General features: G+C 63.2%; 18 protein-coding genes. 8 read left to right on the forward strand and 10 right to left on the reverse strand.

Annotation, left to right across the window (positions count from 1 at the left end):
• Positions 1-384 precede the first annotated feature (384 nt).
• The 3 genes from maiA to metF all read right to left on the reverse strand — a co-directional run bounded on the left by maiA (position 385) and on the right by metF (position 5980).
• Complete coding sequence (gene maiA / locus JQ597_RS23480) at positions 385-1047, reverse strand: maleylacetoacetate isomerase (RefSeq protein ID WP_212267011.1); 663 nt, start codon at positions 1045-1047, stop codon at positions 385-387.
• Positions 1048-1206: 159 nt separating this feature from the next.
• Positions 1207-5061: a methionine synthase gene (metH, locus tag JQ597_RS23485; RefSeq protein WP_212267273.1), complete on the reverse strand. Its 3855-nt coding sequence runs from the start codon at positions 5059-5061 to the stop codon at positions 1207-1209.
• A gap of 4 nt (positions 5062-5065) precedes the next feature.
• Positions 5066-5980, reverse strand: coding sequence for a methylenetetrahydrofolate reductase [NAD(P)H] (gene metF / locus JQ597_RS23490; RefSeq protein WP_212267014.1), 915 nt, complete (start codon positions 5978-5980; stop codon positions 5066-5068).
• 394 nt (positions 5981-6374) lie between these two features.
• Here metF and JQ597_RS23495 point away from each other — a divergent pair, with 394 nt between their 5' ends.
• Positions 6375-7394: an LLM class flavin-dependent oxidoreductase gene (locus tag JQ597_RS23495; protein WP_212267016.1), complete on the forward strand. Its 1020-nt coding sequence runs from the start codon at positions 6375-6377 to the stop codon at positions 7392-7394.
• Between the two features lie 104 nt (positions 7395-7498).
• On the opposite strand, the gene JQ597_RS23500 is transcribed toward JQ597_RS23495, so the two are convergent.
• Together JQ597_RS23500 and JQ597_RS23505 are read right to left on the reverse strand one after the other, a co-directional pair.
• Positions 7499-8359 carry a prephenate dehydratase gene (locus JQ597_RS23500; protein ID WP_212267019.1) on the reverse strand — a complete coding sequence of 287 codons (861 nt, stop codon included), beginning with the start codon at positions 8357-8359 and terminating at the stop codon, positions 7499-7501.
• A gap of 31 nt (positions 8360-8390) precedes the next feature.
• A complete protein-coding gene (locus JQ597_RS23505; RefSeq protein ID WP_212267021.1) occupies positions 8391-9131 on the reverse strand; it encodes a 3-deoxy-manno-octulosonate cytidylyltransferase in 741 nt (246 codons plus the stop codon).
• A 210-nt stretch (positions 9132-9341) separates the two neighbouring features.
• Between JQ597_RS23505 and JQ597_RS23510 the strand changes: the two genes are divergently transcribed.
• The 6 genes from JQ597_RS23510 (at position 9342) to JQ597_RS23535 (ending at position 17808) form a co-directional block, all read left to right on the forward strand.
• Positions 9342-9890, forward strand: a complete 549-nt coding sequence (locus JQ597_RS23510; RefSeq protein ID WP_212267023.1) for a c-type cytochrome — start codon at positions 9342-9344, stop codon at positions 9888-9890.
• 212 nt (positions 9891-10102) lie between these two features.
• Positions 10103-12004: an extracellular solute-binding protein gene (locus JQ597_RS23515; RefSeq protein ID WP_212267025.1), complete on the forward strand. Its 1902-nt coding sequence runs from the start codon at positions 10103-10105 to the stop codon at positions 12002-12004.
• 8 nt (positions 12005-12012) lie between these two features.
• A complete protein-coding gene (locus JQ597_RS23520; protein ID WP_212267275.1) occupies positions 12013-13887 on the forward strand; it encodes an extracellular solute-binding protein in 1875 nt (624 codons plus the stop codon).
• Between the two features lie 3 nt (positions 13888-13890).
• On the forward strand, positions 13891-14997 hold the full coding sequence (locus JQ597_RS23525; RefSeq protein WP_212267027.1) for a microcin C ABC transporter permease YejB: 1107 nt from the start codon (positions 13891-13893) through the stop codon (positions 14995-14997).
• Positions 14997-16175, forward strand: a complete 1179-nt coding sequence (locus JQ597_RS23530) for an ABC transporter permease (RefSeq protein WP_212267029.1) — start codon at positions 14997-14999, stop codon at positions 16173-16175. The genes JQ597_RS23525 and JQ597_RS23530 overlap by 1 nt, the downstream gene beginning before the upstream one ends.
• Positions 16176-16182: 7 nt before the next feature.
• Complete coding sequence (locus JQ597_RS23535; RefSeq protein WP_212267031.1) at positions 16183-17808, forward strand: ABC transporter ATP-binding protein; 1626 nt, start codon at positions 16183-16185, stop codon at positions 17806-17808.
• 56 nt (positions 17809-17864) lie between these two features.
• Here the strand turns inward: JQ597_RS23535 and JQ597_RS23540 are convergent, their stop codons facing one another.
• Positions 17865-18707, reverse strand: coding sequence for a C40 family peptidase (locus tag JQ597_RS23540; protein WP_212267033.1), 843 nt, complete (start codon positions 18705-18707; stop codon positions 17865-17867).
• Positions 18700-20082 (reverse strand): leucyl aminopeptidase family protein, encoded by a 1383-nt coding sequence (locus JQ597_RS23545; protein WP_212267034.1) that lies wholly within the window; start codon positions 20080-20082, stop codon positions 18700-18702. The genes JQ597_RS23540 and JQ597_RS23545 overlap by 8 nt, the downstream gene beginning before the upstream one ends.
• Positions 20083-20294: 212 nt before the next feature.
• On the opposite strand from JQ597_RS23545, the gene JQ597_RS23550 reads away from it, so the two are divergent.
• Complete coding sequence (locus JQ597_RS23550) at positions 20295-21122, forward strand: tetratricopeptide repeat protein (RefSeq protein ID WP_212267036.1); 828 nt, start codon at positions 20295-20297, stop codon at positions 21120-21122.
• Positions 21123-21357: 235 nt separating this feature from the next.
• Here the strand turns inward: JQ597_RS23550 and JQ597_RS23555 are convergent, their stop codons facing one another.
• From JQ597_RS23555 to JQ597_RS23565, 3 genes are read right to left on the reverse strand one after another with little or no spacing between them, the layout of a single operon-like run.
• Complete coding sequence (locus JQ597_RS23555) at positions 21358-22338, reverse strand: type II secretion system F family protein (protein WP_212267038.1); 981 nt, start codon at positions 22336-22338, stop codon at positions 21358-21360.
• A 9-nt stretch (positions 22339-22347) separates the two neighbouring features.
• Positions 22348-23325 carry a type II secretion system F family protein gene (locus JQ597_RS23560; RefSeq protein ID WP_212267041.1) on the reverse strand — a complete coding sequence of 326 codons (978 nt, stop codon included), beginning with the start codon at positions 23323-23325 and terminating at the stop codon, positions 22348-22350.
• Positions 23325-24794, reverse strand: a complete 1470-nt coding sequence (locus JQ597_RS23565; protein ID WP_212267043.1) for a TadA family conjugal transfer-associated ATPase — start codon at positions 24792-24794, stop codon at positions 23325-23327. The genes JQ597_RS23560 and JQ597_RS23565 overlap by 1 nt, the downstream gene beginning before the upstream one ends.
• Between the last annotated feature and the right edge of the window lie 13 nt (positions 24795-24807).

Consider the following 24807-nt stretch of genomic DNA (forward strand, 5'->3'; position numbering starts at 1 on the left):
GATCACGGCATAAGCCGTAAAGCCATTGCGCAGGGAAGGCCGGGTGTTCTCCGCTGCCCTGTATGCTCGTGTGCAGCATTTCCTGTGCTAACCGCACACGAGACCGCGGGTGCAGCGCGCACCCGGTCTTCCCTGCGCCCTCTGTCTTCGAGGGCAAGGAACTTCTGGCAAAGCTCGGGCGTCGCAGGCCGCGAGATCGCGAAGGTGTGTTCAGTGCAGCAACAACAATGCTGTCGTCCCGGCCTTGAGCCGGGACCCATACGCCGCGGCCCATCGATTAGAGCGCTGGCGTTAGAGACCTTCTGCAAACCAACAGCCGCCGCGGCGTATGGGTCCCGGCGTTCGCCGGGACGACGAGTGGTGGTGATGAGACAGTGTGCCCGCTCACCCCTTCTTCCGCATCGCCTCCGGCGTATCGGGCTGCATCGATGGATGCGCGCTTGCAAATTCCGGCAGTGCCATCGCGGTCTCGAAGATGCGCTTCGCGGCCGGATAGGGCGCAAGGTCGATCTGCTGATTGACCGCGGCGGTGACGTGGGTGACCAGGCAGATGTCGGCCATGCCAGGCGCATCGCCGTGGCAGAAGCGCCCCGTGTCCTTGTGGCCGGCGAGATGGCCTTCCAGCGCCGCCAGCGTCTCGACCGTCCAGTGCCGCCGCCATGCCGCCTGCTGGGTGTCGCGCAAGTTCAGTTCGTGATCGAGATAGCGGCGTACCCGCGGCGTCAGCAGCGGATGGCCTTCGCAGGCGACCATTTGCGCCAGCCCGCGCACCCGGGCGCGGCCGCGCGGATCGGATGGCAGCAGCGGCGGGGCGGGGTGGGTCTCCTCGAGATATTCGAGGATCGCGAGCGACTGGAACAGCACGGTGCCGTCATCCAGCACCAGCGACGGCAGCGCCATCTGCGGATTGACGCGGCGATATTCTTCGCCGCGCTGCGCGTTGGCGTCGAGATCGATGAACACGACTTCGGCGGGGAGGTTCTTCAGATTGAGCGCGATGCGAACGCGAAAGCTCGCCAGCGATCGCCAGAAGGAGAAGAATTTCATGGGGCCTCGGCACACTCTGTCATGCCCGGACTTGATCCGGGCATCCATCAACCTTCGCAAGAGTCTCCTGAAGATGGATCACCGGGTCAAGCCCGGTGATGACGACGATGGTGAGGAGCTTTCTTACCCTCCCCTAGAGGGGGGAGGGTGAATAAACCGCTACGCCCCCACCGCCTTCTTGCGATACGCCAGATGCACCGCGCAGGTGCAGCCGGGCGGATGCGAGGCGACGTCGTTGGCGGGAACGGCTGCGATCGGCGCCGGCGCCGGTGCCGCCGGCTGGTCCTGCGACGGAATGTAATTCAACACCGGGGCCAGCCAGCGCTCGGTCTCGGCGACGCTCATGCCCTTGCGCGCGGCATAGTCCTCGACCTGGTCGCGCTCGATCTTGCCGACGCCGAAGTAAAAACTCTCGGCATGGCTGAAATAAAGCCCGGACACCGACGAGCCCGGCCACATCGCATAACTCTCGGTGAGCTTCACGCCCGCGGTATTCTCAGCGTCCAAGAGCCGGAACAGCGTCGCCTTCTCGGTGTGATCGGGCTGCGCGGGATAGCCGGGCGCCGGGCGAATGCCGGCATATTGTTCAAGGATCAGCTGATCCGGCGCCAGCGTCTCGTCCGGCGCGTAGCCCCAGAATTCCCGGCGCACGCGCGCATGCATGCGTTCGGCGAAGGCTTCGGCGAGGCGATCGGCCAGCGCCTTGCACAGGATCGAGGAGTAATCGTCATTGGCGTTCTTGAAGCGGTCGGCAACGACGTCCTCGCCGATCCCGGCGGTGACCACGAAGGCGCCGATATAGTCGGGCACGCCGGAAGAGGCCGGCGCGATGAAATCCGACAGCGCCGAATTGAAGCGGCCTTCGCGCTTCTCCAGCTGCTGGCGCAGCGTGTGGAAGGTCGCGATCTCGGTCTTGCGGGCATCGTCGGCGTACACCTTGATGTCGTCGCCGACAGCGTTGGCCGGCCAGAAGCCGATGGTGGCGCGCGCCGTGAACCATTTCTCCTTGACGATGAGATCGAGCATCTTGCGCGCGTCGTCATAGAGCGAGCGGGCGACTTCGCCGATCTTGGGATCGTCGAGAATAGCTGGAAAACGCCCGGTCAATTCCCAGGTCTGGAAGAACGGCGTCCAGTCGATGTATTCGGCGAGCTCCGCAAGGTCGTAAGCGTCAAAGCTACGGATGCCCAGGAATGCCGGCTTCTTCGGTGGCGTCTTGGCGAAGTCGATATTCACGGCGTTGGCGCGCGCATCCGCCAGCTTCAGCCGCTTCTTGTCGGCCTGGGCGCGGAAATGCGCCGCGGAAATCTTGGCGTATTCGGTCCTGATGTCGGCGGCATAGGCCTCGCGGCGGTCCGGCGACAGCAGCGACGACGCCACGCCGACAGCGCGGCTGGCGTCGTTGACATGCACCACCGGGCCGCCCTTGTAGTTCGGGTCGATCTTGACGGCGGTGTGGACGCGGCTGGTGGTGGCGCCGCCGATCAACAGCGGCATGTTCATGCCCTGCCGCTGCATCTCGCCGGCGAGAAAACTCATCTCGTCCAGCGAGGGCGTGATCAGGCCGGACAGCCCGATGATGTCGGCGCCCTCGGCCTTGGCCGTCTCGATGATCTTGGCCGCCGGCACCATGACGCCGAGGTCGATCACCTCGAAATTGTTACATTGCAGCACGATGCCGACGATGTTCTTGCCGATGTCGTGGACGTCGCCCTTCACGGTCGCGAGCACAATCTTGCCGGCGGCGTTGCGGCCGCCGCTGCTGGTGACGCCATTGGCGAGGTTGCGCGCCTTCTCCTCTTCCATGAACGGCATCAGATAGGCCACCGCCTGCTTCATCACGCGGGCGGACTTCACCACCTGCGGCAGGAACATCTTGCCGTCGCCGAAGAGGTCGCCGACGATGTTCATGCCGTCCATCAGCGGGCCTTCGATCACGTTGAGCGGCCGCTCGACGGTCTGCCGCACCGCTTCGGTGTCGGCCTCGATATATTCGGTGATGCCGTGCACCAGCGCGTGAGAAAGGCGCTTCTCGACCGGCCATTCGCGCCAGGCCAGATCCTGTTCCTTGGTCTGCTTCTCCTTGCCGCGGAATTTCTCCGCCAGCGCCAGCAGTTTTTCGGACGAACCGGGATCGCGGTTGAGGATGACGTCTTCGCACACCTGGCGCAGTTCGGGGTCGATGTCGTCATAGACGATCATCTGCCCGGCATTGACGATGCCCATGTCCATGCCGGCCTTGATGGCGTGATACAGGAACACCGAATGCATCGCCTCGCGCACCGGCTCATTGCCGCGGAACGAGAACGACAGGTTCGACACGCCGCCGGAAATATGCGCATGCGGCAGGTTCTGGCGGATCCAGCGCGTCGCCTCGATGAAGTCGACGCCGTAATTATTGTGCTCTTCCAGCCCGGTCGCGATCGCGAAGATGTTCGGGTCGAAGATGATGTCCTCGGGCGGGAAGCCGAGTTCGCCAACCAGGATGTCATAGGCGCGTTTGCAGATCTCGGTCTTGCGCGCAAACGTATCGGCCTGTCCCACCTCGTCGAACGCCATCACCACGACGGCGGCGCCATGGCGCTGCGCGATGCGGGCCTCGTGGATGAATTTCTCCACGCCCTCCTTCATCGAGATCGAATTCACCACCGGCTTGCCCTGAACGCATTTCAGGCCGGCCTCGATCACGCTGAATTTCGAGGAGTCCACCATCACAGGAACGCGGGCGATATCGGGCTCGGCGGCGACGAGGTTGAGGAACGTCACCATCGCGGCTTCGGAATCCAGCAAGCCTTCGTCCATGTTGACGTCGATGATCTGGGCGCCGTTCTCGACCTGGTCGCGCGCGACCTGAAGCGCGGCGGTGTAGTCACCGGCGGTGATCAGCTTGCGAAATTTCGCCGAACCCGTGACGTTGGTGCGCTCGCCGACGTTTACAAACGGGATCGCGGGCGTGAGCTCAAACGGCTCCAGGCCGGACAACCGCAGACGCGGCTCGATCTCGGGAACGATTCGGGGCTTGTGCGGGGCGACGGCCGCCGCAATCGCCGCGATGTGGGCGGGCGTGGTGCCGCAGCAGCCGCCGACGATATTGACGAGACCGGCAGCTGCGAACTCGCCGATCAGTCCGGCCATGAATTCCGGGCTCTCGTCATACTGGCCGAACTCATTGGGCAGGCCGGCGTTGGGATAGGCGCACACCAGCGCATCTGCGACGCGGCCGATGTCGGCGATATGGGCGCGCAGATCCTCGGCGCCGAGCGCGCAGTTGAAGCCGATCGTGATCGGCTTGGCGTGCCGCACCGAATTCCAGAATGCTTCCGGCAATTGCCCGGAGAGAAGACGGCCGGATTTATCGGTGATGGTGCCGGAGATCATCACGGGCACGTCGATGCCGCGTTGCTCGCAGATTTCCGAGATCGCGTAGAGCGCCGCCTTGGCGTTCAGTGTGTCAAAAATGGTTTCGACCAGCAGCAGGTCGGCGCCGCCGTCGAGCAAGCCGTTGATCTGTTCGCCATAGGACTTGCGCAGATCGTCAAAGGTGACGGCACGGTAGCCGGGGTTGGACACATCAGGCGAGATCGAGGCGGTGCGGTTGGTCGGGCCCAAGGCGCCTGCGACGAAACGCGGTTTGCCGTCCTCGGCGGTGACGCGTTCGGCCGCATTGCGGCAGAGCCGCGCGCCATCGCGGTTGAGTTCGTAGGCCAGGTCCGACATGTCGTAATCGGCCTGCGCGATCGAGGTCGAGGAGAAGGTGTTGGTCGCGACGATGTCGGCGCCGGCGCGCAAATAATCGGCGTGGATGTCCTCGATCGCCTGCGGCTGGGTCAGGATCAGCAGATCGTTGTTGCCGCGGACGTCGCGGTGGAAATCCTTGAAGCGTTCGCCGCGGAACGCCGCCTCGTCATATTGCAGGCCCTGGATCATGGTGCCCATGGCGCCGTCGAGCACCAGGATGCGTTCGCGGGCAGCCGCGAGCAGGGCGGTTCGCTTCGGGGACACAGCTACGGTCATCGGATCAGGCAGCTTTCTGTGCGCCATGGGGACGGATGCCCAGCAAATGGCTGATCGCGAACACAAGGTCCGCGCGGTTCATGGTGTAGAAGTGAAAGGTGTCGACGCCCTGTTTTGCCAGCTTCTGCACCTGCCCGGCGGCAACGGTAGCCGCGACGAGCTTTCGCGTCTCGGCGTCGTCGTCGAGCCCTTCGAATTTGTCCGCCAGCCAGGACGGCACCGTGGTGCCGGCGCGGGTCACGAAGTTGCGCGCCTGCTTGAAATTGTGCATCGGCATGATGCCGGGCACTACGGGGATGTTGATGCCGCGGGCGCGGACGCGATCGAGGTAACGCAGATAAAGGTCGTTATCGAAGAACACCTGGGTGATGGCGCGCGCCGCACCGGCATCGACCTTGGCCTGAAGCGTATCGATGTCGGCGTCGAGATCAGGGCTCTCCGGATGCTTCTCCGGATAGGCCGAGACCGAGATTTCAAAATCGGGGTAGCGCTTCTTGATGCCGGCGATCAGGTCGGGCGAGCTTTGATAGCCGTCGGGATGCGCGTTGTAGGCGGTGCCGATGCCGGTCGTGGGGTCGCCGCGCAGCGCCACGATGTGGCGAACGCCGATCTCGTGATAGCGCGCGACCACGTCGTCGATCTCGCCCTTCGGCGCGCCGACGCAGGTCAGATGCGCGGCCGGCGTCAAATTGGTCTCTTTCAGGATGCGGGCGATGGTCGCATGGGTGCGCTCCCGCGTGGATCCTCCGGCGCCATAGGTCACCGAGACGAAATTGGGGGCGAGCGGCGCCAGCCGGTTGATGGTTTCCCAGAGCGAGCGCTCCATCTCCTCGGTCTTCGGCGGAAAGAACTCAAAGGAAATTTTTGGCGATTGCAGCGCGCGGTGACTGTTGGACGCGGCGGACGTAACTTCGGTCATGGCACTCACAGGCTCCACAGGCGGACGGGCATCAGGCCTAGCGGCCATCAGCTAAAATAGGCCAAACGAGGCCATCCCAATAGCCCATCAAGGATGGGATTTTGCCCACTTATTGCGTGAGTAGTGAAATTTACGGCCATTATAATAGATTGGTGGGCAAAATGATCTTCGAACCAAATAACACAAAAATAGTTTATACTACAGTAGCTTGTGCTAGTTTCTAATTCCTGTGCGATCTTCAGCCAGTTGGTGGGCCGCGTCGATATCGAGGCGATGTATGTCATCATATCCCACGCTGCGAGTGTCGAGTTCTGGTCTCCGTCCCCGGAAGCGCGGGCCTGATCTGCGCACGCCAGGCCTTTGTCGCTTCCACCTGCCGCACTAGCTTAGTGCGATGATCCCGCTTTCAGTCCTCGACCTCTCCGTCGTCACCACAGGCACCAAACCCGCAGCGGCCTTGCGCAACAGCATCGATCTGGCACGCCATGTCGACGGGCTCGGCTATGTCAGGTACTGGCTCGCCGAGCATCACAACCTCGCCTCGGTCGCGAGCCCCGCGCCCGATCTGATGATCGGACAGATCGCGGCGGTGACGAAAAACATCCGCGTCGGCTCCGGCGGCGTGATGCTGCCCAATCACGCCCCGCTGGTGGTCGCCGAACGCTTCAAGATGCTGGAGGCGCTGTTCCCCGGCCGCATCGATCTCGGCCTTGGCCGCGCGCCGGGCACCGACGGCGCGACGGCGTATGCGCTGCGCAGCCGGCTCGATAAACGCGAGGGCGACGATTTCCTCGAACGGCTGCAGGAGCTGATCCTGTGGGAGACCCGCGATTTCCCGGCCGGCCATCCCTACAACAACGTGGTGGCGATGCCGGACGACTCGCCGCTGCCGCCGATCTGGCTGCTTGGCTCCAGCGATTACAGTTCGGAACTCGCCGCCCAGGTCGGCATGGGCTTCGCGTTCGCACATCACTTCGCTTCCTATGACGCGATCGAGGCGATGACGCATTACCGCGCGCGCTTCAAGCCATCGGGCTGGCGCCCGGCGCCGCACGGCATTCTGGCGATCGCAGCCGTTGCCGCCGAAACCGACGCGGAGGCCGAAAAGCTCGCCTCCTCGATGGATCTCAATCGCCTGCGCCGCGACCGCGGCCAGTATCTGCCACTGCCGAGCGTCGAGGAGGCGCTCGCCTATCCCTATTCGGACGCGGAGCGGGCCTCGATCACGCGCAACCGCTCGCGGCTGTTCGTCGGCAGCCCGGCGACGCTGATGGCCAAGCTGCGGCCGATGATCACGGCAAGCCAGCCGGATGAGCTGATGATCATCACCGCGGTCTACGACCACGACGCGCGCAAGAAATCGTATAGCCTGCTCGCGGATGCGTTCGGGCTCAGCAGCAAAGAGGCGGCGTAAAAAGTTTCCGTCGTCCCGGCCTAGTGCGCAATTGCGCACGGGGCCCGGGACCCAATGGGTCCCGGCGTGCGCCGGGACGACGCGTTGAGAGGCTGGGACCAATCCTAATCCGTCGCTTCGCTGAACGTCAGGCGGAACGGTTGCGCCGGGTAGACGCCGACGATGCGGAATTCGCGCGAGAAGAATTTCAGCTCCTCCAGCGCGAATGCGAGGCCCTTGTCCTCGGGATGGCCGTCGACATCAGCGTAGAATTGCGTGGCGGAGAATTCGCCGTCGACCATGTAGCTTTCCAGCTTGGTCATGTTGACGCCGTTGGTGGCAAAGCCGCCGAGCGCCTTGTAGAGCGCGGCGGGCAAATTGCGCACCCGGAAAACAAAAGTGGTGACCAGCGGCCCCGATCCCGCTTCAGCCCATTCGGCCTCGCGTGCCAGCACCACGAAGCGCGTGGTGTTATGGGTTTCGTCCTCGACGTCCTCGGCGAGGATATCGAGGCCGTAGATCTCGGCGGCGAGCCGGGACGCGATCGACGCGCAGCTCTTGTCGCCGCGTTCGGCGACGATGCGGGCTGAGCCTGCGGTGTCGCCCGAGACGATCGGCTTGATGCCGAGCTTGCGGATGATGCGCCGGCACTGGCCGAGTGCGTGGACGTGGCTCTCGACGGTCTTGATATCCGCGAGCTTGGCGCCGCGCGGCGCCATCATTTGGTGATGGATCGGCAAGAACCATTCGCCGACGATGACCAGTCCGGACTGCGGCAAGAGATGATGGACGTCAGCGACGCGGCCGGCGACCGAATTCTCGATCGGGATCATCCCCAGATCCGCATCCCCCGAGGCGATCGCGGCCAGCGCGTCCTCGAAGGTGGGGCACGGCAACGGCTCGGCGTCCGGATAGGCCTCGACAATGGCGATATGGGAGTTGGCGCCCGGTTCGCCCTGGAACGCGATTTTCAGCTTGCTTGTCATGTCGTCTTTCTGGGGGCCTTGTATCAGCCGTTCAGGTTTTGGCCAGTATCTGGCGGGCGGTTTCGAGGTCGGCCGGGGTATCGACGCCCCGCGGGACCGTGTCCACGATCATGACGTCGATGCGCATGCCGGCTTCCAGCGCCCGGAGCTGCTCGAGTTTCTCCTGCTGTTCGAGCGGCGAGGGCGGCAGCGCCACAAAACGCTCCAGCGCAGCGCGGCGGTAGGCGTAGAGGCCGATATGATGGTAGCGCGGCCCGACGCCGGTGGGCGCCGTTGCCCGTGTAAAATAAAGCGCGCGCAACCTTCGCGGGGCGATCGGCGAGCCGACCGCCTTCACCACATTCGGATTGTTGGCTTCTTCCTCGGTGTGAATCTCGGCCGCCAGCGTTGCGATATCGACCGCGGGGTCGGCAAGCGGCGGCAGCACGTCGCGGATGTTGTCGGTCGAAATGGTTGGAAAATCGCCCTGCAGATTGACCACGATCTCGACCTTGCCCTCGGGATCGAGGGTTCTCAGTGCCTCGTAAATCCGGTCCGATCCCGAAGGGTGTTCGGGGCGGGTCATGACGGCCAGGCCGCCATGGGACGTCACGGCGGCGGCGATTTCCGCCGTGTCGGTGGCGACCGCGACCCGGCCGATGTTGGCGGCTTCCGCCCGCCGCAGCACATGGACGATCATCGGCACCCCGCCGATGTCCAGCAGCGGCTTGCCGGGCAGCCTTGTGGCGGCCATGCGGGCGGGAATCAGCACCAGGTTGCGGGTTTCGGTCATCGGGCGCGAGGTCACGGGTTAGCGAAAACAGGCCGGAAATAATGGGGATTGGCGGAAAGTCGGGGCGTTTATACGGGTTGCCAGAGCCCGGGCAAACCGATATCTCAACCCTGCTGAGGGTGCGGCGCGAAAGCCTGATTCCTGAGGCTAAACCGCGGCCGTTTTGCCGGCCTTTAAGTCGATCCTTTAAGGCCTGGAGCCTGAGCCACTATGGACTCCTTCGAACTCAACAAGATCATCGGCGCCATTCTCGCCACCTGCATTCTCGTCCTGGTGACGAGCTTTGCCGCCAACGCGATTTTCGCGCCCCATCTGCCGGAAAAGCCGGGCTTCGAGATTGCCGTGAAGGAAGTGGCGCAGGGCGGGGCCAAGGAAGCCGCGGCGCCGTCCGAGCCGATCGAGAAATTGCTGCAGACCGCTTCGGTTGAAAAGGGCCTCGGCGCCGCCAAGAAGTGCGCGGCCTGCCACACCTTCGAAAAGGGCGGCCCCAACCGCGTCGGCCCGAACCTGTTCGGCGTCATCAATGAGAAGAAGGGCGAGGGGAAAGCCGGCTTCAACTTCTCGGCCGCGATGAAGGGCAAGGGCGGCACCTGGACCTTTGACGACCTCAACAAGTTCCTCGCCAATCCGAAGGCCTTTATTCCGGGCACCGCGATGGGCTTTGCCGGCATCAGCAAGGACAGCGAGCGCGCCGACGTGATTGCTTATCTGGCCACGCTGGCGGACAAGCCGGTCCCGCTGCCGACGGCGGCGAAATAACGTTTCGACAGTCCTGCACGGACTTCTGCGACACGACGGCCAGGCATTGCCTGGCCGTTTGCGTATGATGATCGCGTTGTTGTTATCGGGACGTTTCGCCGCACCGGCGTTGTTCCACGGTTGATATCATGAGGAAAAAGCAACGTAATTTGCCGAACCCTTGCCTTATATTGGGTCCTCAGTAGCGCTTCTCAGCAACAGGAATTCTGCCTTTGGCGATCACCCGACGACATCTCCTGCAAGGCGGCGCGGTCGCCGCGATGGCTCCGGCGCTGGGGCTCAACACAAATGTTTCCGCGATCGGAACGGCGCATGCGCAATCCGCGCCGGACGGACTGAAATGGCGGCACGGCGTATCGACCTTTGGCGACATCAAATACCCCGCCGATTTCAAACGTTACGACTACGTCAATCCCGACGCGCCCAAGGGCGGCGTCGTCCGCATGTTCGAACTCGGCACCTTCGACAACTTCAATCTTGTGGTCGATGGGCTGAAGGGATCACTGGCTGACGGGGTCAGGCTGATCTCCGAGACACTGACGACCCGGTCGCTCGATGAACCGTCGACCGCCTACGGATTGCTCGCGGAGGCTGCCGCCTACCCCGACGATTTTTCGTATGTCATCTACCGATTGCGCGCGACCGCGCGCTGGCACGATGGCAAGCCCGTGACGTCGGATGATGTCATCTACTCGTTCGAGGTGATGAAAAAGAACAGTCCGATGTACAGCGCGTACTACCAGCATATCGTCAAGGCCGAGCAGGTCGGCGACCGTGAGATCAAGTTTACCTTCGATGGTCCCGGGAATCGCGAGCTGCCAAGCATTGCCGGCGAACTTCCCGTGCTGCCCAAGCACTGGTGGGAAGGAAATGATCCCCAGGGACGCAAGCGCGACGTGACCGCGACCACGCTGGAGATTCCCCTGGGGTCGGGACCCTATCGCGTCAAGGAATTTGTCGCGAGCCGATCGGTCGTGCTGGAGCGCGTCCCCGACTATTGGGGCAAGGACGTTCCGGTATCGGTCGGAAAGAACAATTTCGAACAGATCCGGTATGAATTCTTTCGCGACGATACCGTCGGACGCGAGGCTTTCAAGGGCGACCAGCTGGACTGGTTTACCGAGCGTAGCGGCAAACAATGGTCGACCGCCTACGATTTTCCCGCGGTGAGCGACAAGCGGGTCATCAAGGAAAAATTCGTCAATTCGAGTTCGGGGGGGATGCAGGGTTACGCGTTCAACCTTCGCCGGCCGCTATTTGCCGATGTCAGGCTGCGCCGTGCTTTCAATTTTGCCTACGATTGGGAGACGTCGGACCGACTGCTCTCGAACGGGGAATACCACCGCGACAACAGCTATTTCGACGGTATCGCCGAATTCATGGCCACTGGTCTCCCGGAAGGCGCGGAACTGAAAATTCTCGAATCGCTGCGCGACAAGGTGCCTGCCGAACTGTTCACGACGCCGTACAAGAATCCGGTTGGCGGTAATGACGACGCGGCTCGCAACAATCTTCGTGAAGCCACGCGCCTCCTCAAGGAAGCAGGGTTTGAAACGCGCGATCGCAAGCTGGTCGATGCGGCAGGTCAGCCCGTCAGCGTCGAGTTCCTGAGCCAGGCCCAGGGTGACGAGCGCAGTATCCTCTTCTACAAGCCCTACCTTGAGCGGCTCGGCATCACCGTGAACATCCGCACGGTCGACAGCGTGCAATACCAGAACCGCTTGCGCAGTTTCGACTTCGACATCGTGACGACCGTTTGGGGACAGTCGCTGTCACCGGGCAACGAGCAGCGCGATTTCTTCGGGTCGGAATCCGCGGACCGGCCCGGTTCGCGCAATATTCCCGGCATCAAGAATCCCGCGGTCGATGCCCTGATCGAGCGCATTATCTTTGCAAAGGACCGCGCCGACCTGGTCGCGAGTTGCAAGGCGCTGGATCGGGTCTTGCTCTGGAACGCCTACGTCGTCCCGCAATTCGCCGGCGGATTTCAACGCGCCGCACGCTGGGACCGTTTCAGTCGTCCGGAGCCTTTGCCCAAATACGGGGTCACGGGCTTTCCTACGCTGTGGTGGTGGGACACAGCCAAGGCGGCCAAGACGGGTGGTCGATCTTGAACCGAATCATGCGCGGGCCGCTGTTGTCTCGCCGCCGGGCGCTCGGCCTCGGCGTTCTAGCCCTGAGTGCAGCAAAATTTCGTCCCGCGTCCGCCGACAATGGTGGCACCGAGATGCACGGCATGTCGGTCTTCGGCGACCTGAAATACCCGGCTGACTTCAAGCATTTCGACTACGTCAATCCGGATGCGCCGAAGGGTGGCTTGTTTTCCACGATCCCGTCCACCCGCGCCTACAATCAGTCCTTCCAGACGTTCAATTCGTTCAACGCCTTCGTCCTCAAGGGCGAAGGCGCCAAGGGCATGGAGCTGACCTTTGACGCGCTGATGGCGCGCGCCAATGATGAGCCCGACGCGATGTATGGCCTTGCGGCGAAGTCGGTGTGGATTTCATCCGACAAGCTCACCTACCGCTTCACCATGCGTCCCGAGGCTCGTTTTCGCGATGGCTCGAAGCTGACGGCGCATGACGTCGCCTTCTCGCTCAACACGCTGAAGGAAAAAGGCCATCCGCTGATTGTGGTCCAACTGCGCGACATGGTGAAGGCCGAGGCGCTCGACGATGCGACGGTGGCCGTGATGTTTGCACCAAACCGCGCGCGCGACGTACCGCTCTATGTCGCGAGCCTGCCGATCTTCTCCAAGGCCTATTACGCGACGCGGTCATTCGAGGAATCGACCACCGATATCCCGCTCGGCTCGGGACCGTACAAGGTCGGCAAATACGAGATCAACCGGTTCGTCGAGTACGAGCGCGTCAAGGATTGGTGGGCGGCCAATCTGGCCGTCAACCGCGGCAGCTACAATTTCGACGCCGTGCGCTATGAATTCTATCGCGACCGCGATGTCGCGTTCGAAGGCTTTACCGGCAAGAATTATCTCTACCGCGAGGAATTCACGGCGCGCATCTGGGCCACCCGTTACGATTTTCCCGCGATCAAGGACGGTCGGGTCAAGCGCGAGACCCTGCCGGATGAACTGCCCTCGGGTGGACAGGGCTGGTTCTTCAACACCCGTCGCGACAAGCTCAGGGATCCCAGGGTACGCGAAGCGGTCATCAACGCATTCGATTTCGAATGGACCAACAAGACCGTGATGTACGGCGCCTATGCGCGCACGGTTTCGCCGTTCCAGAATTCGGACATGGTGGCGACCGGGCTGCCGTCGCCTGAAGAGCTGAAGCTCCTCGAGCCGTTCCGCGGGCAGGTGCCCGACGAGGTGTTCGGTGAGCCGTTCGTGCCGCCCGTGTCGGATGGCTCCGGCCAGGACCGCACCTTGCTGCGCAAGGCCGGGCAGTTGCTGCAGGACGCGGGACTTGTAGTGAAGGACCGCAAGCGCCTGCTGCCGAACGGCGAGGTCTTGAAGATCGAGTTTCTGCTCGACGAGCCCTCGTTCAAGCCGCATCACGCGACCTTCATCAAGAACCTGGAACTGCTCGGGATCGAGGCAGAAATCCGGCTGATCGATGCCGTGCAGTATCGCGCTCGCGTGGAATCGTTCGACTTCGACATGACGACGATGCGCCTGAGCATGTCGCCGACGCCGGGCGACAGCCTGCGGCCTTACTTCACATCGCATGCGGCGGCCACCAAGGGATCGTACAATCTGGCGGGAGTAGCCAATCCTGCAATCGACGCGCTGGTCGACAAGGCCATCGGCGCCGAAACGCGTGCCGATCTGACGATCGCGTGCCGTGCGCTCGATCGGGTGTTTCGGGCCGGCCGCTATTGGGTGCCGCAGTGGTTTCGCACCAACCACCCGATCGCCTATTGGGATCAATTTGACCACCCGCTTAAGCCGGCACGCTACGCGCAAGGCACCGGGGCGCCGGAGAACTGGTGGTACGACCCCAACAAGGCTTTGAAACTCGAGCAGGCGAAATAATACATGGCCGCTTATATCGCCCGCCGTATTTTCCTGATGCTCCCGACGCTGCTCGGCATCCTGTTTGTGTCGTTCATCGTCGTGCAGTTCGCCCCCGGCGGTCCGGTCGAGCGCGTACTCGCGCAGCTCTCCGGCGCCGACACCGGTGGCACCTCCAGAATATCGGGCGGCGGCGGCGATATGGGCCCGCGCGGCCAGGTCGGCGCGTCGGCGGACGCGGTCAGCTCGAAATACCGCGGCGCGCAGGGGCTCGATCCGGAATTCATCAAGAAGCTGGAAGTGCAGTTCGGCTTCGACAAGCCGGCGTATGAGCGCTTCGCTCTGATGGTGTGGAATTTCGCGCGGTTCGATTTCGGCAAGAGCTATTTTCGCGATGTCAGCGTGATCCAGCTGATCAAGGAGAAACTGCCGGTCTCGATGTCGCTCGGGATCTGGATGATGCTGCTCACCTACCTGATCTCGATCCCGCTCGGCATCCGCAAGGCGGTGCAGGACGGTTCACGATTCGACACCTGGACCTCGGCGATCATCATCATAGGCTTTGCGATTCCCGGCTTCCTGTTCGCGATCCTGCTTATCATCCTGTTTGCCGGCGGCTCGTTCTTCAACATCTTTCCGCTGCGCGGCCTGACCTCGGACGGCTGGGCGCAGTTCCCCTGGTACTGGAAGATCATCGATTATTTCTGGCACATCACGCTGCCGTTGATCGCGATGGCACTCGGCGCCTTCGCCACCATGACGCTGCTGACCAAGAACTCGTTCCTCGACGAAATCCGCAAGCAATATGTGATGACGGCGCGCGCCAAGGGCTGCGGTGAACGGCAGGTGCTGTACAATCATATCTTCCGCAACGCCATGCTTATCGTGATCGCGGGTTTTCCGAGCGCGTTCATTCACGCCTTCTTCTCCGGCTCGCTGTTGATCGAGACCATTTTCTCGCTCGACGGGCTCGGCTTGCTCGGTTTCGAGAGCGTGCTGAACCGCGACTATCCCGTTGTGTTCGGTACGCTGTTCATCTTTTCGTTGGTCGGCCTCGTGGTCAACCTGATCTCCGACCTCGCCTATATGTGGGTCGACCCACGGATCGACTTCGAGGCGCGTGAAGTCTGATGACGATCACCGCGCCCCAGCCGGTCGAAGCCACGACGCAATCGCCGCTCGGCGAAGCCGTGCCGATGACGCGCCATGCCTTCACGCCGTCGCCGCTCAACCGCCGCCGCTGGCAGAATTTCAAGGCCAATCGCAGGGGTTACTGGTCGTTCTGGATCTTCATGGTCCTGTTCGTGATCTCGCTGTTTGCGGAGCTGATCGCCAACGACCGGCCGTTCCTGATCAAATATGAAGGCCATCTCTATTGGCCCGCCTTCTTCAGCTATTCGGAGACCACCTTTGGCGGCGATTTCGAGACCGCCGCCGACTACCGCGATCCGTACTTGCAGAAGCAGATCGCCGACAAGGGCGGCACCATCGTCTGGCCACTGATCCGCTACTCCTACACCACGCATAATCTCGACCTGCCGACGCCGGCGCCGTCGAAGCCGACCTGGATGCTTACCGAGGCCCAGTGCGCGGAGGTGGTGAAGAAGAAAGGCCTCAACGGCTGCAGCGACCTCGAATACAACTGGCTCGGCACCGACGACCAGGGCCGCGACGTGGTCGCACGTCTGATCTACGGCTTTCGCATCTCTGTCTTGTTCGGCCTGACCTTGACGATCTTCTCCTCGATCATCGGCATCGCCGCCGGCGGCGTGCAGGGTTATTTCGGCGGCATGACGGATCTGCTGTTTCAGCGCTTCATCGAGATCTGGAATGCGATTCCCTCGCTCTATCTGCTCCTGATCATCTCGGCGGTGCTGCCGCCGGGCTTCTTCATCCTGCTCGGCATTCTCCTGCTGTTCTCCTGGGTGTCGCTGGTGGGGCTGGTGCGCGCGGAGTTTTTGCGCGGCCGCAATTTCGAATACATCCAGGCCGCAAGGGCGCTCGGCGTCTCCAATGCCAGGATCATGTTCCGCCATCTGTTGCCGAATGCGATGGTGGCGACCATGACGTTCCTGCCGTTCATCGTGTCGTCGTCGGTGATGACGCTGACGGCGCTGGACTTTCTGGGCTTCGGCCTGCCGCCGGGCTCGGCGTCGCTGGGTGAAATGCTGTCGCAGGCAAAAGCCAATGTGCAGGCGCCCTGGCTCGGACTCACCGGATTCTTTTCGGTCGCGATCATGCTGACGCTGTTGATCTTCATCGGCGAGGCCGCACGCGACGCCTTCGATCCGCGCAAGACGTTCAGGTAAGGGCAGCATGGACGCCATCAACCAGCCTCTGCTCGATGTCCGCGATCTCTCGGTGGCGTTCGGCGACACCCTTGCGGTGGATCATGTCTCGTTTTCGATTCGGCGCGGCGAGTGCGTGGCCCTCGTCGGCGAATCCGGCTCCGGAAAATCCGTCAGTGCATTGTCGATCCTGAGGCTGCTGCCATACCCGACGGCCTCGCATCCTTCCGGCAGCATTCGCTTTCGCGGCCAGGATCTGTTGACGGCGCCCGAGAACGAGATGCGCGGAATCCGCGGCAACGACATCTCGATCATCTTCCAGGAGCCGATGACCTCGCTCAATCCGCTCCATACGATCGAGGCGCAGATCGGCGAGATACTGTCTCTCCACAACGGCGTCCGCGGCGCGATGGCGCGGGCGCGCACGCTCGAACTCCTGACCCAGGTCGGCATTCCTGATCCGGACCGGCGGCTGCAAAGCTATCCGCATCAATTGTCCGGCGGCCAGCGCCAGCGCGTCATGATCGCGATGGCGCTCGCCAACGAGCCGGACCTGTTGATCGCGGACGAACCGACCACGGCGCTGGATGTCACGGTGCAGGCCCAGATCCTGGCGCTGCTGGCCGAAATCCGCACGCGGCTCGGCATGAGCATGCTGTTCATCACCCACGATCTTGGCATCGTCCGCCGCATCGCCGACGTCGTCTGCGTCATGAATGGCGGCAAGATCGTCGAGCAGGGGCCGGTGGAACAGGTTTTTACGGCGCCGAAGCATTCATACACACGAGACTTGCTCGCGGCCGAACCAAAGCCCGACCCGGCGCCGCCGCGGCCCGATTCGCCGGTGGTGATGTCGGCGGATAATTTGAAGGTCTGGTTTCCGGTCAAGCGCGGCCTGCTGCGCCGAACGGTCGACCATATCAAGGCGGTGGATGGCGTCAGCCTTGCGGTGCGCAAGGGCGAGACGCTCGGCGTTGTCGGCGAGTCCGGTTCCGGCAAGACCACGCTCGGCCTCGCGCTGCTGCGGCTGATCTCGTCGGACGGGCCGATCGTGTTCCTCGGCAACAACATCCAGAGCCTGCGTTTCAAGGCGATGCTGCCGTTCCGCCGCGACATGCAGATCGTGTTTCAGGATCCGTTCGGCGCGCTCAGCCCGCGCATGTCGGTCGGCGATATCGTCGCCGAGGGTTTGAGCGTGCATCAGCCCAAGCTGACATATGAGGAGCGCGAGGCGCGCGTCATCAAGGCGCTCAGGGATGTCGGCCTCGACCCCAAGACCCGGTTTCGCTACCCGCATGAATTCTCCGGCGGGCAGCGCCAGCGCATTTCCATCGCGCGCGCGGTGGTGCTGGAGCCGGATTTCGTTGTGCTGGACGAGCCGACCAGCGCGCTCGACATGCTGTTCCAGGCCCAGATGGTCGACCTCTTGCGCGAGCTGCAGCGCAAGCGCGACCTCACCTACATGTTCATCTCGCATGATCTGCGCGTGGTCGCCTCATTGGCGAGCCATTTGATCGTGATGCGTCACGGCAAGGTGGTGGAAGAAGGGCCGGCGGCCGAGCTGTTCAAGAATCCGCAGAGCGACTACACCCGCGCGCTGTTCGCCGCCGCGTTCCGGATCGAAGCCGTGCCTGACGGGACGGTGGATATTTAGATAGCGTTTTCGAGCGAAGTGGACACCGGTTCGCGTAAAGAAAACGCGTCAAAGAACTAAAGCCGCTTGATCGCCGTGACTTCGCTGCCTGCCGCCTTGATGCGGGCGATGGCCTCCAGCGTATTTTCGATCGCCGTGGCCATGTGATGTGCATTGGCGTGCACCATGGTGTCGGCGTCGCGCACGATCGCGACATGGCCCTTCCAGAAGATCAAGTCGCCGCGTTGCAGCTTTTTGGTCTCGGAAGGATTCAAGGCGCGGCCGAGGCCGTCTTGCTGCATGTCGCTGTCGCGCGGGCAGCCGGTGCCGGCGGCGGTCAGCGCTATCTGCACCAGGCCGGAGCAATCGATGCCGAGGCTGCTCTTGCCGCCCCACAGATAGGGCGTGCCGACGAATTTTTCCGCGACCGCAACGAAATCCTTCTCCATCGTCGCCAGGCCGCCGACGTGGCGGCGCGGCAGGTACCAGCCTTCGCGCGTCACGGCGAACGCGTCGTCTTCGCGCGTCACCGTAAGCAGCGCGCCCATCGACAGCGTATCCACCGGCGGCAGCTTGATCGACGCAGCCGGAAACGCAAAGGTCCGCAACGCCGTGACCTTGTGGGTCGGTGCAGCGGATGGTTTGCCGAGCGCGGCGTCGGGGAGCCAGCCGACATAGCCGTCGCTGCCCAATTGGCCCCAGGCAAAACCTTCGCCGTTGCGGTCGTAGATCGTGACGCGTTCGCCTTTGAGCGCCTGCGTCAGCAACGCGGCATCGGCGGCCGGCGCCTCGCGCAGCGGGGCGATTGCATCGACCACACAGAATTCTTCGCCGGTCACAAAACGCGCCGCCTTGACCTTGCCTTCGAGATATTTGGCGGCCAGATCAGGGCGTGCCGGGGTCAGGCGTGGATCATCCATAGCGTTCACTCAGCAATTTGTAGATCGCGCGCGCGGCCTGGCATTCGCCGCCCTCGGGGCGCGCGGGTTTGGCCGAGGGGGTCCAGCCGTAGATATCGACATGCAGCCAGCTTGTGACGTCGGAGACGAAGCGCTGCAGGAACAGCGCGCATGTGATCGAACCGGCGAAACCGCCCGACGGCGCGTTGTTGATATCGGCGACTTTCGAATCCAGCCAGGAATCGTAAGCCGGCCACAGTGGCATGCGCCACAACGGATCCCGCTCCTCCACTGCGAAACGCGCAACGTCCTGCGCCAGCGTCTCATCATTGGTGTAAAAGGGCGGTAAATCCGGCCCCAATGCAACACGCGCCGCACCGGTCAGGGTTCCCAGATCGACCAGCAGATCCGGCTTCTCTTCGCAGGCAAAGGCCAGCGCGTCGGCGAGCACCAGCCGGCCCTCGGCGTCGGTGTTGCCGATTTCGACGTTAAGCCCCTTGCGCGACCTGAAGATGTCGAGCGGACGGAAGGCGTTGCCGGCGACCGCGTTTTCGACCGCGGGGATCAGCACCCGCAGCCGGACTTTCAGCTTGGCGTCCATCACCATCTGGGCCAGCGCCAGCACGTTGGCCGCACCTCCCATGTCCTTCTTCATGATCAACATGCCGCTGGAGGGTTTTAGGTCGAGCCCGCCGGTGTCGAAGCACACGCCCTTGCCGACCAGCGTCACCTTGGGATGCGCAGGATCGCCCCAGCTCATATCGATCAGCCGCGGCGCGCGCGTCGAGGCCATGCCGACGGCGTGGATCAGCGGGAAATTCTGCTCAATCAGTTCGTCGCCGACGATGGCCTTGAAGCTGGCGCCGAAGCGAGCCGCGAGGTGCCCGGCGGCTGCCGCCAGCTCCTCCGGTCCCATGTCGTTCGATGGCGTATTGATGAGGTCGCGCGCCAGCGAGGCCGCTTCTGCCATCCGCGCGATGTCTGATATGTCGACGCCATCGGGCGGCACCAGCCGAACATCGGGGCGGTCCGCCTTGCGATAGCGGCCGAAGCGATAGCTTCCGAGCGCGAAAGCGAGCGTGGCGAGGCGCGTGTCGTGCGGCGCATTGGCGAAGTGATAGACGCCCGGTGGCAGCAGGCCGGGCAGCGCGCCGGGCCGGAACAGGTCACGGGATTTGCTTGCCTCCTCTTCGAGACCGAAGATGACCTGCGCAATCTGTCCGTCGGGCGAGGGGAGCGTCAGGCACTTGCCGGGCTTGGCGGAAAAATCGTTGGCCAGAGCAAATTGCTGGGCGTGTGGAGGAAGCTCCTTGCTGACCGTGGCCCATGTCGCCTTGGTGGCAAAATAAATCGGAATGCTGGAGGCGGCGGGCGCGGTCTCGAACGGGGATTGCATGCTTGTCTCGCGGAATGGAGCGGGCTCGGTCAGCTGCCGAGGTTGCAGGATATTCGTGTGACTTCAATGGCGAAGCTGCAAAATTGTGGGTCAAAAGCCGTCGGGGGCCCAACGCAGAGCCGCAGCTCCCGCCTGCCGATTAACCAGCCGTTAGGGTTAACAGTCTATTGCTGGCGTGTTCGGCTCCACCCGAAATCGTGAGTTGAAGTGCCATGCGTCCATCATCCAGTCTTGTCCGGCCCAATGTGGCCCGGTTTCTCGCCTCCGCGGCCGTGACGGCGATTTTGGCCGCAGGCCTTGGCGGCTGCCAGACCATGTCCGATGTGACGGGCGCGCTGACCCAGAAGTCCAGCAGCGCCGCCGCTCCCGCCATTCCCGACGATCCGCGTCGTGCCGTCGAAGTCTATGGCGAGCGCTATCGCGCCAATCCCAAGGATGCCAACGCCGCCCTGGCCTATGGCCAGGCGCTGCGTGCCTCAGGCCAGCGTTCGCAGGCCGCCGCCGTTCTCGAACAGGCAACCATCGCCCATCCCGGCAACAAGGCGCTGCTCGCCGGCTATGGCCGCGCGCTCGCCGACAACGGCAATTCGCAAGCCGCCTTCGACGTCCTCAGCCGCGCCCATTCGCCCGACAATCCCGACTGGCGGATCCTCTCGGTGCAGGGCACCGTGCTCGACAAGCTGGCCAAGCACGACGAAGCCCGCCGCTATTACGCCAGCGCGCTGAAGATCGCGCCGGAAGAACCGTCGGTGCTGTCCAATCTCGGCCTGTCCTACATGCTGACGCGCGAATTGCCCGACGCCGAGGCGACGCTGCGGCGGGCCTATGGCAATCCGCGGGCGGACGCGCGGGTGCGGCAGAATCTGGCGCTGGTGGTCGGCCTGCAGGGTCGCTTCGCCGAGGCCGAGACCATCGCCAAGGGCGATCTGCCGTCCGAGGAGGCCGCGGCGAACGTGGCCTATTTGCGGGAAATGCTGAGCCGCAAGGATCCGCGCGGCGGCAAGACCGTCCCGGTGGCCGCGCTCAATCGGCCCGACTGACAGCCGCACGGCGGACCGATCGGCCCGGACCGCTCAATCCAGATTTTCCGCCGGACTAATCCCGATTTAGAACGCTTTCGAGCGGAGCATGCTCCCCGGACTTGATCCGGGGGTGGCTGCCGGTTCGCACCGCAATCGAGTTTACGCCGCTTGCGTAGGCTCATCTGCGGTAGAAAGCGCGCCAAAGCATCATCGGTTCTGATTCAATCAGAACCGATGATGCTTTAGAGAATCGTCAGAGGATCGTCGTCGTCTGCAGCTTGATGTAGGTCGGCCCGAGAATGACGATGAACAGGCACGGCAGGAAGAACAGGATCATCGGCACGGTCAGCTTCGGCGGCAAGGCGGCCGCCTTCTTCTCGGCCTCGTTCATGCGCATGTCGCGGTTTTCCTGCGCCATCACGCGCAAGCTCTGGCCGAGCGGCGTTCCGTAGCGTTCGGACTGCTGCAAGGCCAGACAGACCGATTTGACGCCGTCGAGGCCGGTACGCTTCGCCAGGTTCTCGTAGGCCACCTTGCGGTCCTGCAGATAGGACAGTTCGGCCGTGGTCAGCGCGAATTCTTCCGACAGCGCCACCGATTGCGAGACGATTTCGGTGGAGACCTTGCGAAAGGCGACTTCGACCGACATGCCGGACTCGATACAGATCAAGAGCAGGTCGAGCGCGTCGGGGAACGCGCGCTTGACGGAAAGCTGGCGCTTGGTGATCGCGTTCTGCAGGAACAGCATCGGCGCCTGCAGTCCGAAATAGGCCGCGCCGACGCAGATGCCGATCTTGACCGGCATCGATTTGTCCATGTGCGTGATCACGAAGACGTAGAGGACCGCGCCGATGAAAAGCACGATCGGCGTCACCGCGCGGGCGAACAGGAACGTGACGTAGGGCGCGTGGCCGCGGTAGCCGGCCATGATCAGCTTGTCGCGCGCGGCTTCCTGTGCCAGCCATTTGGTCAGGTTGAAGTCTTCCACCACCTTGGATACCAGCTGCTTCGGGCTCTGGCGCAGCGATACTTTTTCCGTTTTTGCAAGACGGTCGCGCTCGCGCTGCCGGATTCGTTCGCGCTCGCTGGCGACCGCTTTCATGCGCTTGGCGAGGCCTTCGCCGGCAAACAGCGGCGTGACCAGCGTGTAGGCGGTCAGGGTCGCGGCAATGGCGGCCAGGAACATGGTCATGAACCGGGCGTCGTGCATCTTGTTTATGAGGAACTCAACCATGTTACACCGTCAGAAGTCGAAGTTGATCATTTTCTTCATCACGAGAACGCCGATCGTCATCCAGCCAACGCAGCACACAAGCATGAATTGGCCGAGCCGGTCGGTCCACAGCAGCGAGATGTATTCGGGCGTCGTAATCCAGACCAGCACCATCACGACCGGCGGCAGAGAGCCGATGATGGCGGCGGAGGCCTTGGCTTCCATCGACATCGCCTGAATTTTCTCCGCCATCTTCTTGCGGTCGCGCAGCACCTTCGAGAGGTTGCCGAGCGCTTCCGACAGGTTGCCGCCCGATTTCTGCTGAATCGCGATCACGATGCCGAAGAAGTTGGCTTCCGGCACCGGCATCCTTTCATAAAGGCGCGCGCAGGCTTCGCCGAGCGGCATGCCGATGGTTTGGGTCTCGATGATGGCCAGGAACTCGCTCCTCAGCGGCTCCGGCGAGTCGGCCGCGACCACCTTGATCGATTCGAACAGCGGCAGTCCGGCCTTGATGCCGCGGACGATGACGTCGACGGCGTCCGGCAGCGCTTTCAAAAATGCCTTTTCGCGCTTTTTCTTGAGATAGCCCAGCAGCCAGCGCGGCAGCCCGAAGCCCGCGCCGAAGGCCATGCCGAGGGCGCCCAAAACGCCGCCGCCGACGCTGAACGCGGCGAAGCCGGCGACCGCGGCCAGGGCGCCGGAGATGATCCAGAATTTCTGCGTCGACCAGGAAAGTCCGGCCTGGGTGATGCGCGTGCTCAGGGGAATGGATTTTTCCTTCAGCCGGCGCGACTCGAGATCCTTCAGCGATCCCTCGACCTGTTCGCGGCGTGAGCGCTGGCTCTTGTCGGCCTGACGCGCTGCCGCGGGTTCGGACCGCGCGATCGAGGCGCGGCGCGATTCCGCTTTCTTCTCGCCGGACAGCATCGGGTAGACGAAGACCCAGGCGATGCCGCCGATCGCGGTGAATGCGAGAAAGGCCAGTGCGAGCGCTTGAATGGACATCAGCGTGCTCCGGGTTCAGCTGTGACTTCGGCGGCATCGAGCGCGGCCGCGAGCCGCTTCTCCTCGCCATAGTATCGCGCGCGTTCCCAGAACCGCGGGCGTCCGATGCCGGTCGAGCGATGCTTGCCGATGATCTTGCCGTTGGCGTCTTCGCCGATCATGTCATACAGGAACAGGTCCTGGGTGATGATGGTATCGCCTTCCATCCCCATCACCTCGGTGATGTGGGTGATGCGCCGCGAGCCGTCGCGCAGACGCGCGGCCTGCACGATGACGTCGATCGAGGCGCAGATCATCTCGCGAATGGTGCGGGACGGCAGCGAAAATCCGCCCATCGTGATCATCGATTCGCAGCGCGACAGGGCTTCACGCGGGTTGTTGGCGTGCAGCGTTCCCATCGAGCCGTCGTGGCCGGTGTTCATCGCCTGCAGCAGGTCGAACGCCTCGGGTCCGCGGACTTCGCCGACGATGATGCGTTCGGGCCGCATACGCAGGCAGTTGCGGACCAGTTCGCGCATCGTGACCTGGCCTTCGCCTTCGATGTTGGGTGGTCGGGTTTCCAGCCGCACAACGTGCGGTTGCTGCAGCTGAAGCTCGGCGGCGTCTTCGCAGGTGATGACGCGCTCGTCATGCTCGATGAACTGGGTCAGGCAGTTCAAGAGCGTGGTCTTGCCGGAGCCGGTGCCGCCGGAGATCAGCACGTTGCAGCGGACGCGGCCGATGATCTGGAGGATTTCCGCGCCTTCCGGCGAGATCGCGCCGAACTTGACCAGCTGCTCGAGGGTCAGCTTGTCCTTTTTGAATTTGCGGATGGTGAGCGCGGGCCCGTCGATTGCCAGCGGCGGCACGATGGCGTTGACGCGGGAGCCGTCGGCGAGACGCGCGTCGCAGATCGGCGATGATTCGTCGACGCGCCGGCCGACCTGGCTGACGATGCGCTGGCAGATGTTGAGTAGTTGCTGGTTGTCGCGAAACCGGATGCCGGTCTTCTGGATCTTGCCGGCGACTTCGATGAACACCGTGCCGGCGCCATTGACCATGATGTCGGCGATGTCGTCGCGCGACAATAGCGGCTCCAGCGGACCGTAACCGAGCACGTCGTTGCAGATGTCGTCGAGCAGCTCTTCCTGCTCGGCAATCGACATCACGATGTTCTTGATCGCGATGATCTCGTTGACGATGTCGCGGATTTCCTCGCGCGCCGACTCGCCGTCGAGTTTGGCGAGCTGGGCAAGGTCGATCGCCTCGATCAGGGCGCCGAAGATCGTGGCTTTGACCTGGTAATAATTGTCGGAGCGCCGCGCTTCCATGGCGGGCGCCGGCGGCGGTTTCGAGGGCGCGATCGGCGGGGAAGAGACGGTCGGCGCGGCCATTTCGCGCGAAACGGCCGCCACGCCGGAGGGTTCCGGCGCGTGAATGGCGGGCTTCGGCGCCCGCGTGTCGTTGTCTCCGCTACGCTTACCAAACACGATCGTACTCCAC

It is taken from the genome of Bradyrhizobium sp. AUGA SZCCT0177 (assembly GCF_018130125.1).
Taxonomy (GTDB): domain Bacteria; phylum Pseudomonadota; class Alphaproteobacteria; order Rhizobiales; family Xanthobacteraceae; genus Bradyrhizobium.

What these genes read in the sequence shown, in the direction of transcription:
- maiA (WP_212267011.1), bottom strand. Translation starts at nt 1,047, where the DNA reads ATGAAATTCTTCTCCTTCTGGCGATCGCTGGCGAGCTTTCGCGTTCGC.
- metH (WP_212267273.1), bottom strand. Translation starts at nt 5,061, where the DNA reads ATGACCGTAGCTGTGTCCCCGAAGCGAACCGCCCTGCTCGCGGCTGCC.
- metF (WP_212267014.1), bottom strand. Translation starts at nt 5,980, where the DNA reads ATGACCGAAGTTACGTCCGCCGCGTCCAACAGTCACCGCGCGCTGCAA.
- JQ597_RS23495 (WP_212267016.1), top strand. Translation starts at nt 6,375, where the DNA reads ATGATCCCGCTTTCAGTCCTCGACCTCTCCGTCGTCACCACAGGCACC.
- JQ597_RS23500 (WP_212267019.1), bottom strand. Translation starts at nt 8,359, where the DNA reads ATGACAAGCAAGCTGAAAATCGCGTTCCAGGGCGAACCGGGCGCCAAC.
- JQ597_RS23505 (WP_212267021.1), bottom strand. Translation starts at nt 9,131, where the DNA reads ATGACCGAAACCCGCAACCTGGTGCTGATTCCCGCCCGCATGGCCGCC.
- JQ597_RS23510 (WP_212267023.1), top strand. Translation starts at nt 9,342, where the DNA reads ATGGACTCCTTCGAACTCAACAAGATCATCGGCGCCATTCTCGCCACC.
- JQ597_RS23520 (WP_212267275.1), top strand. Translation starts at nt 12,013, where the DNA reads ATGCGCGGGCCGCTGTTGTCTCGCCGCCGGGCGCTCGGCCTCGGCGTT.
- JQ597_RS23525 (WP_212267027.1), top strand. Translation starts at nt 13,891, where the DNA reads ATGGCCGCTTATATCGCCCGCCGTATTTTCCTGATGCTCCCGACGCTG.
- JQ597_RS23530 (WP_212267029.1), top strand. Translation starts at nt 14,997, where the DNA reads ATGACGATCACCGCGCCCCAGCCGGTCGAAGCCACGACGCAATCGCCG.
- JQ597_RS23535 (WP_212267031.1), top strand. Translation starts at nt 16,183, where the DNA reads ATGGACGCCATCAACCAGCCTCTGCTCGATGTCCGCGATCTCTCGGTG.
- JQ597_RS23540 (WP_212267033.1), bottom strand. Translation starts at nt 18,707, where the DNA reads ATGGATGATCCACGCCTGACCCCGGCACGCCCTGATCTGGCCGCCAAA.
- JQ597_RS23545 (WP_212267034.1), bottom strand. Translation starts at nt 20,082, where the DNA reads ATGCAATCCCCGTTCGAGACCGCGCCCGCCGCCTCCAGCATTCCGATT.
- JQ597_RS23550 (WP_212267036.1), top strand. Translation starts at nt 20,295, where the DNA reads ATGCGTCCATCATCCAGTCTTGTCCGGCCCAATGTGGCCCGGTTTCTC.
- JQ597_RS23555 (WP_212267038.1), bottom strand. Translation starts at nt 22,338, where the DNA reads ATGGTTGAGTTCCTCATAAACAAGATGCACGACGCCCGGTTCATGACC.
- JQ597_RS23560 (WP_212267041.1), bottom strand. Translation starts at nt 23,325, where the DNA reads ATGTCCATTCAAGCGCTCGCACTGGCCTTTCTCGCATTCACCGCGATC.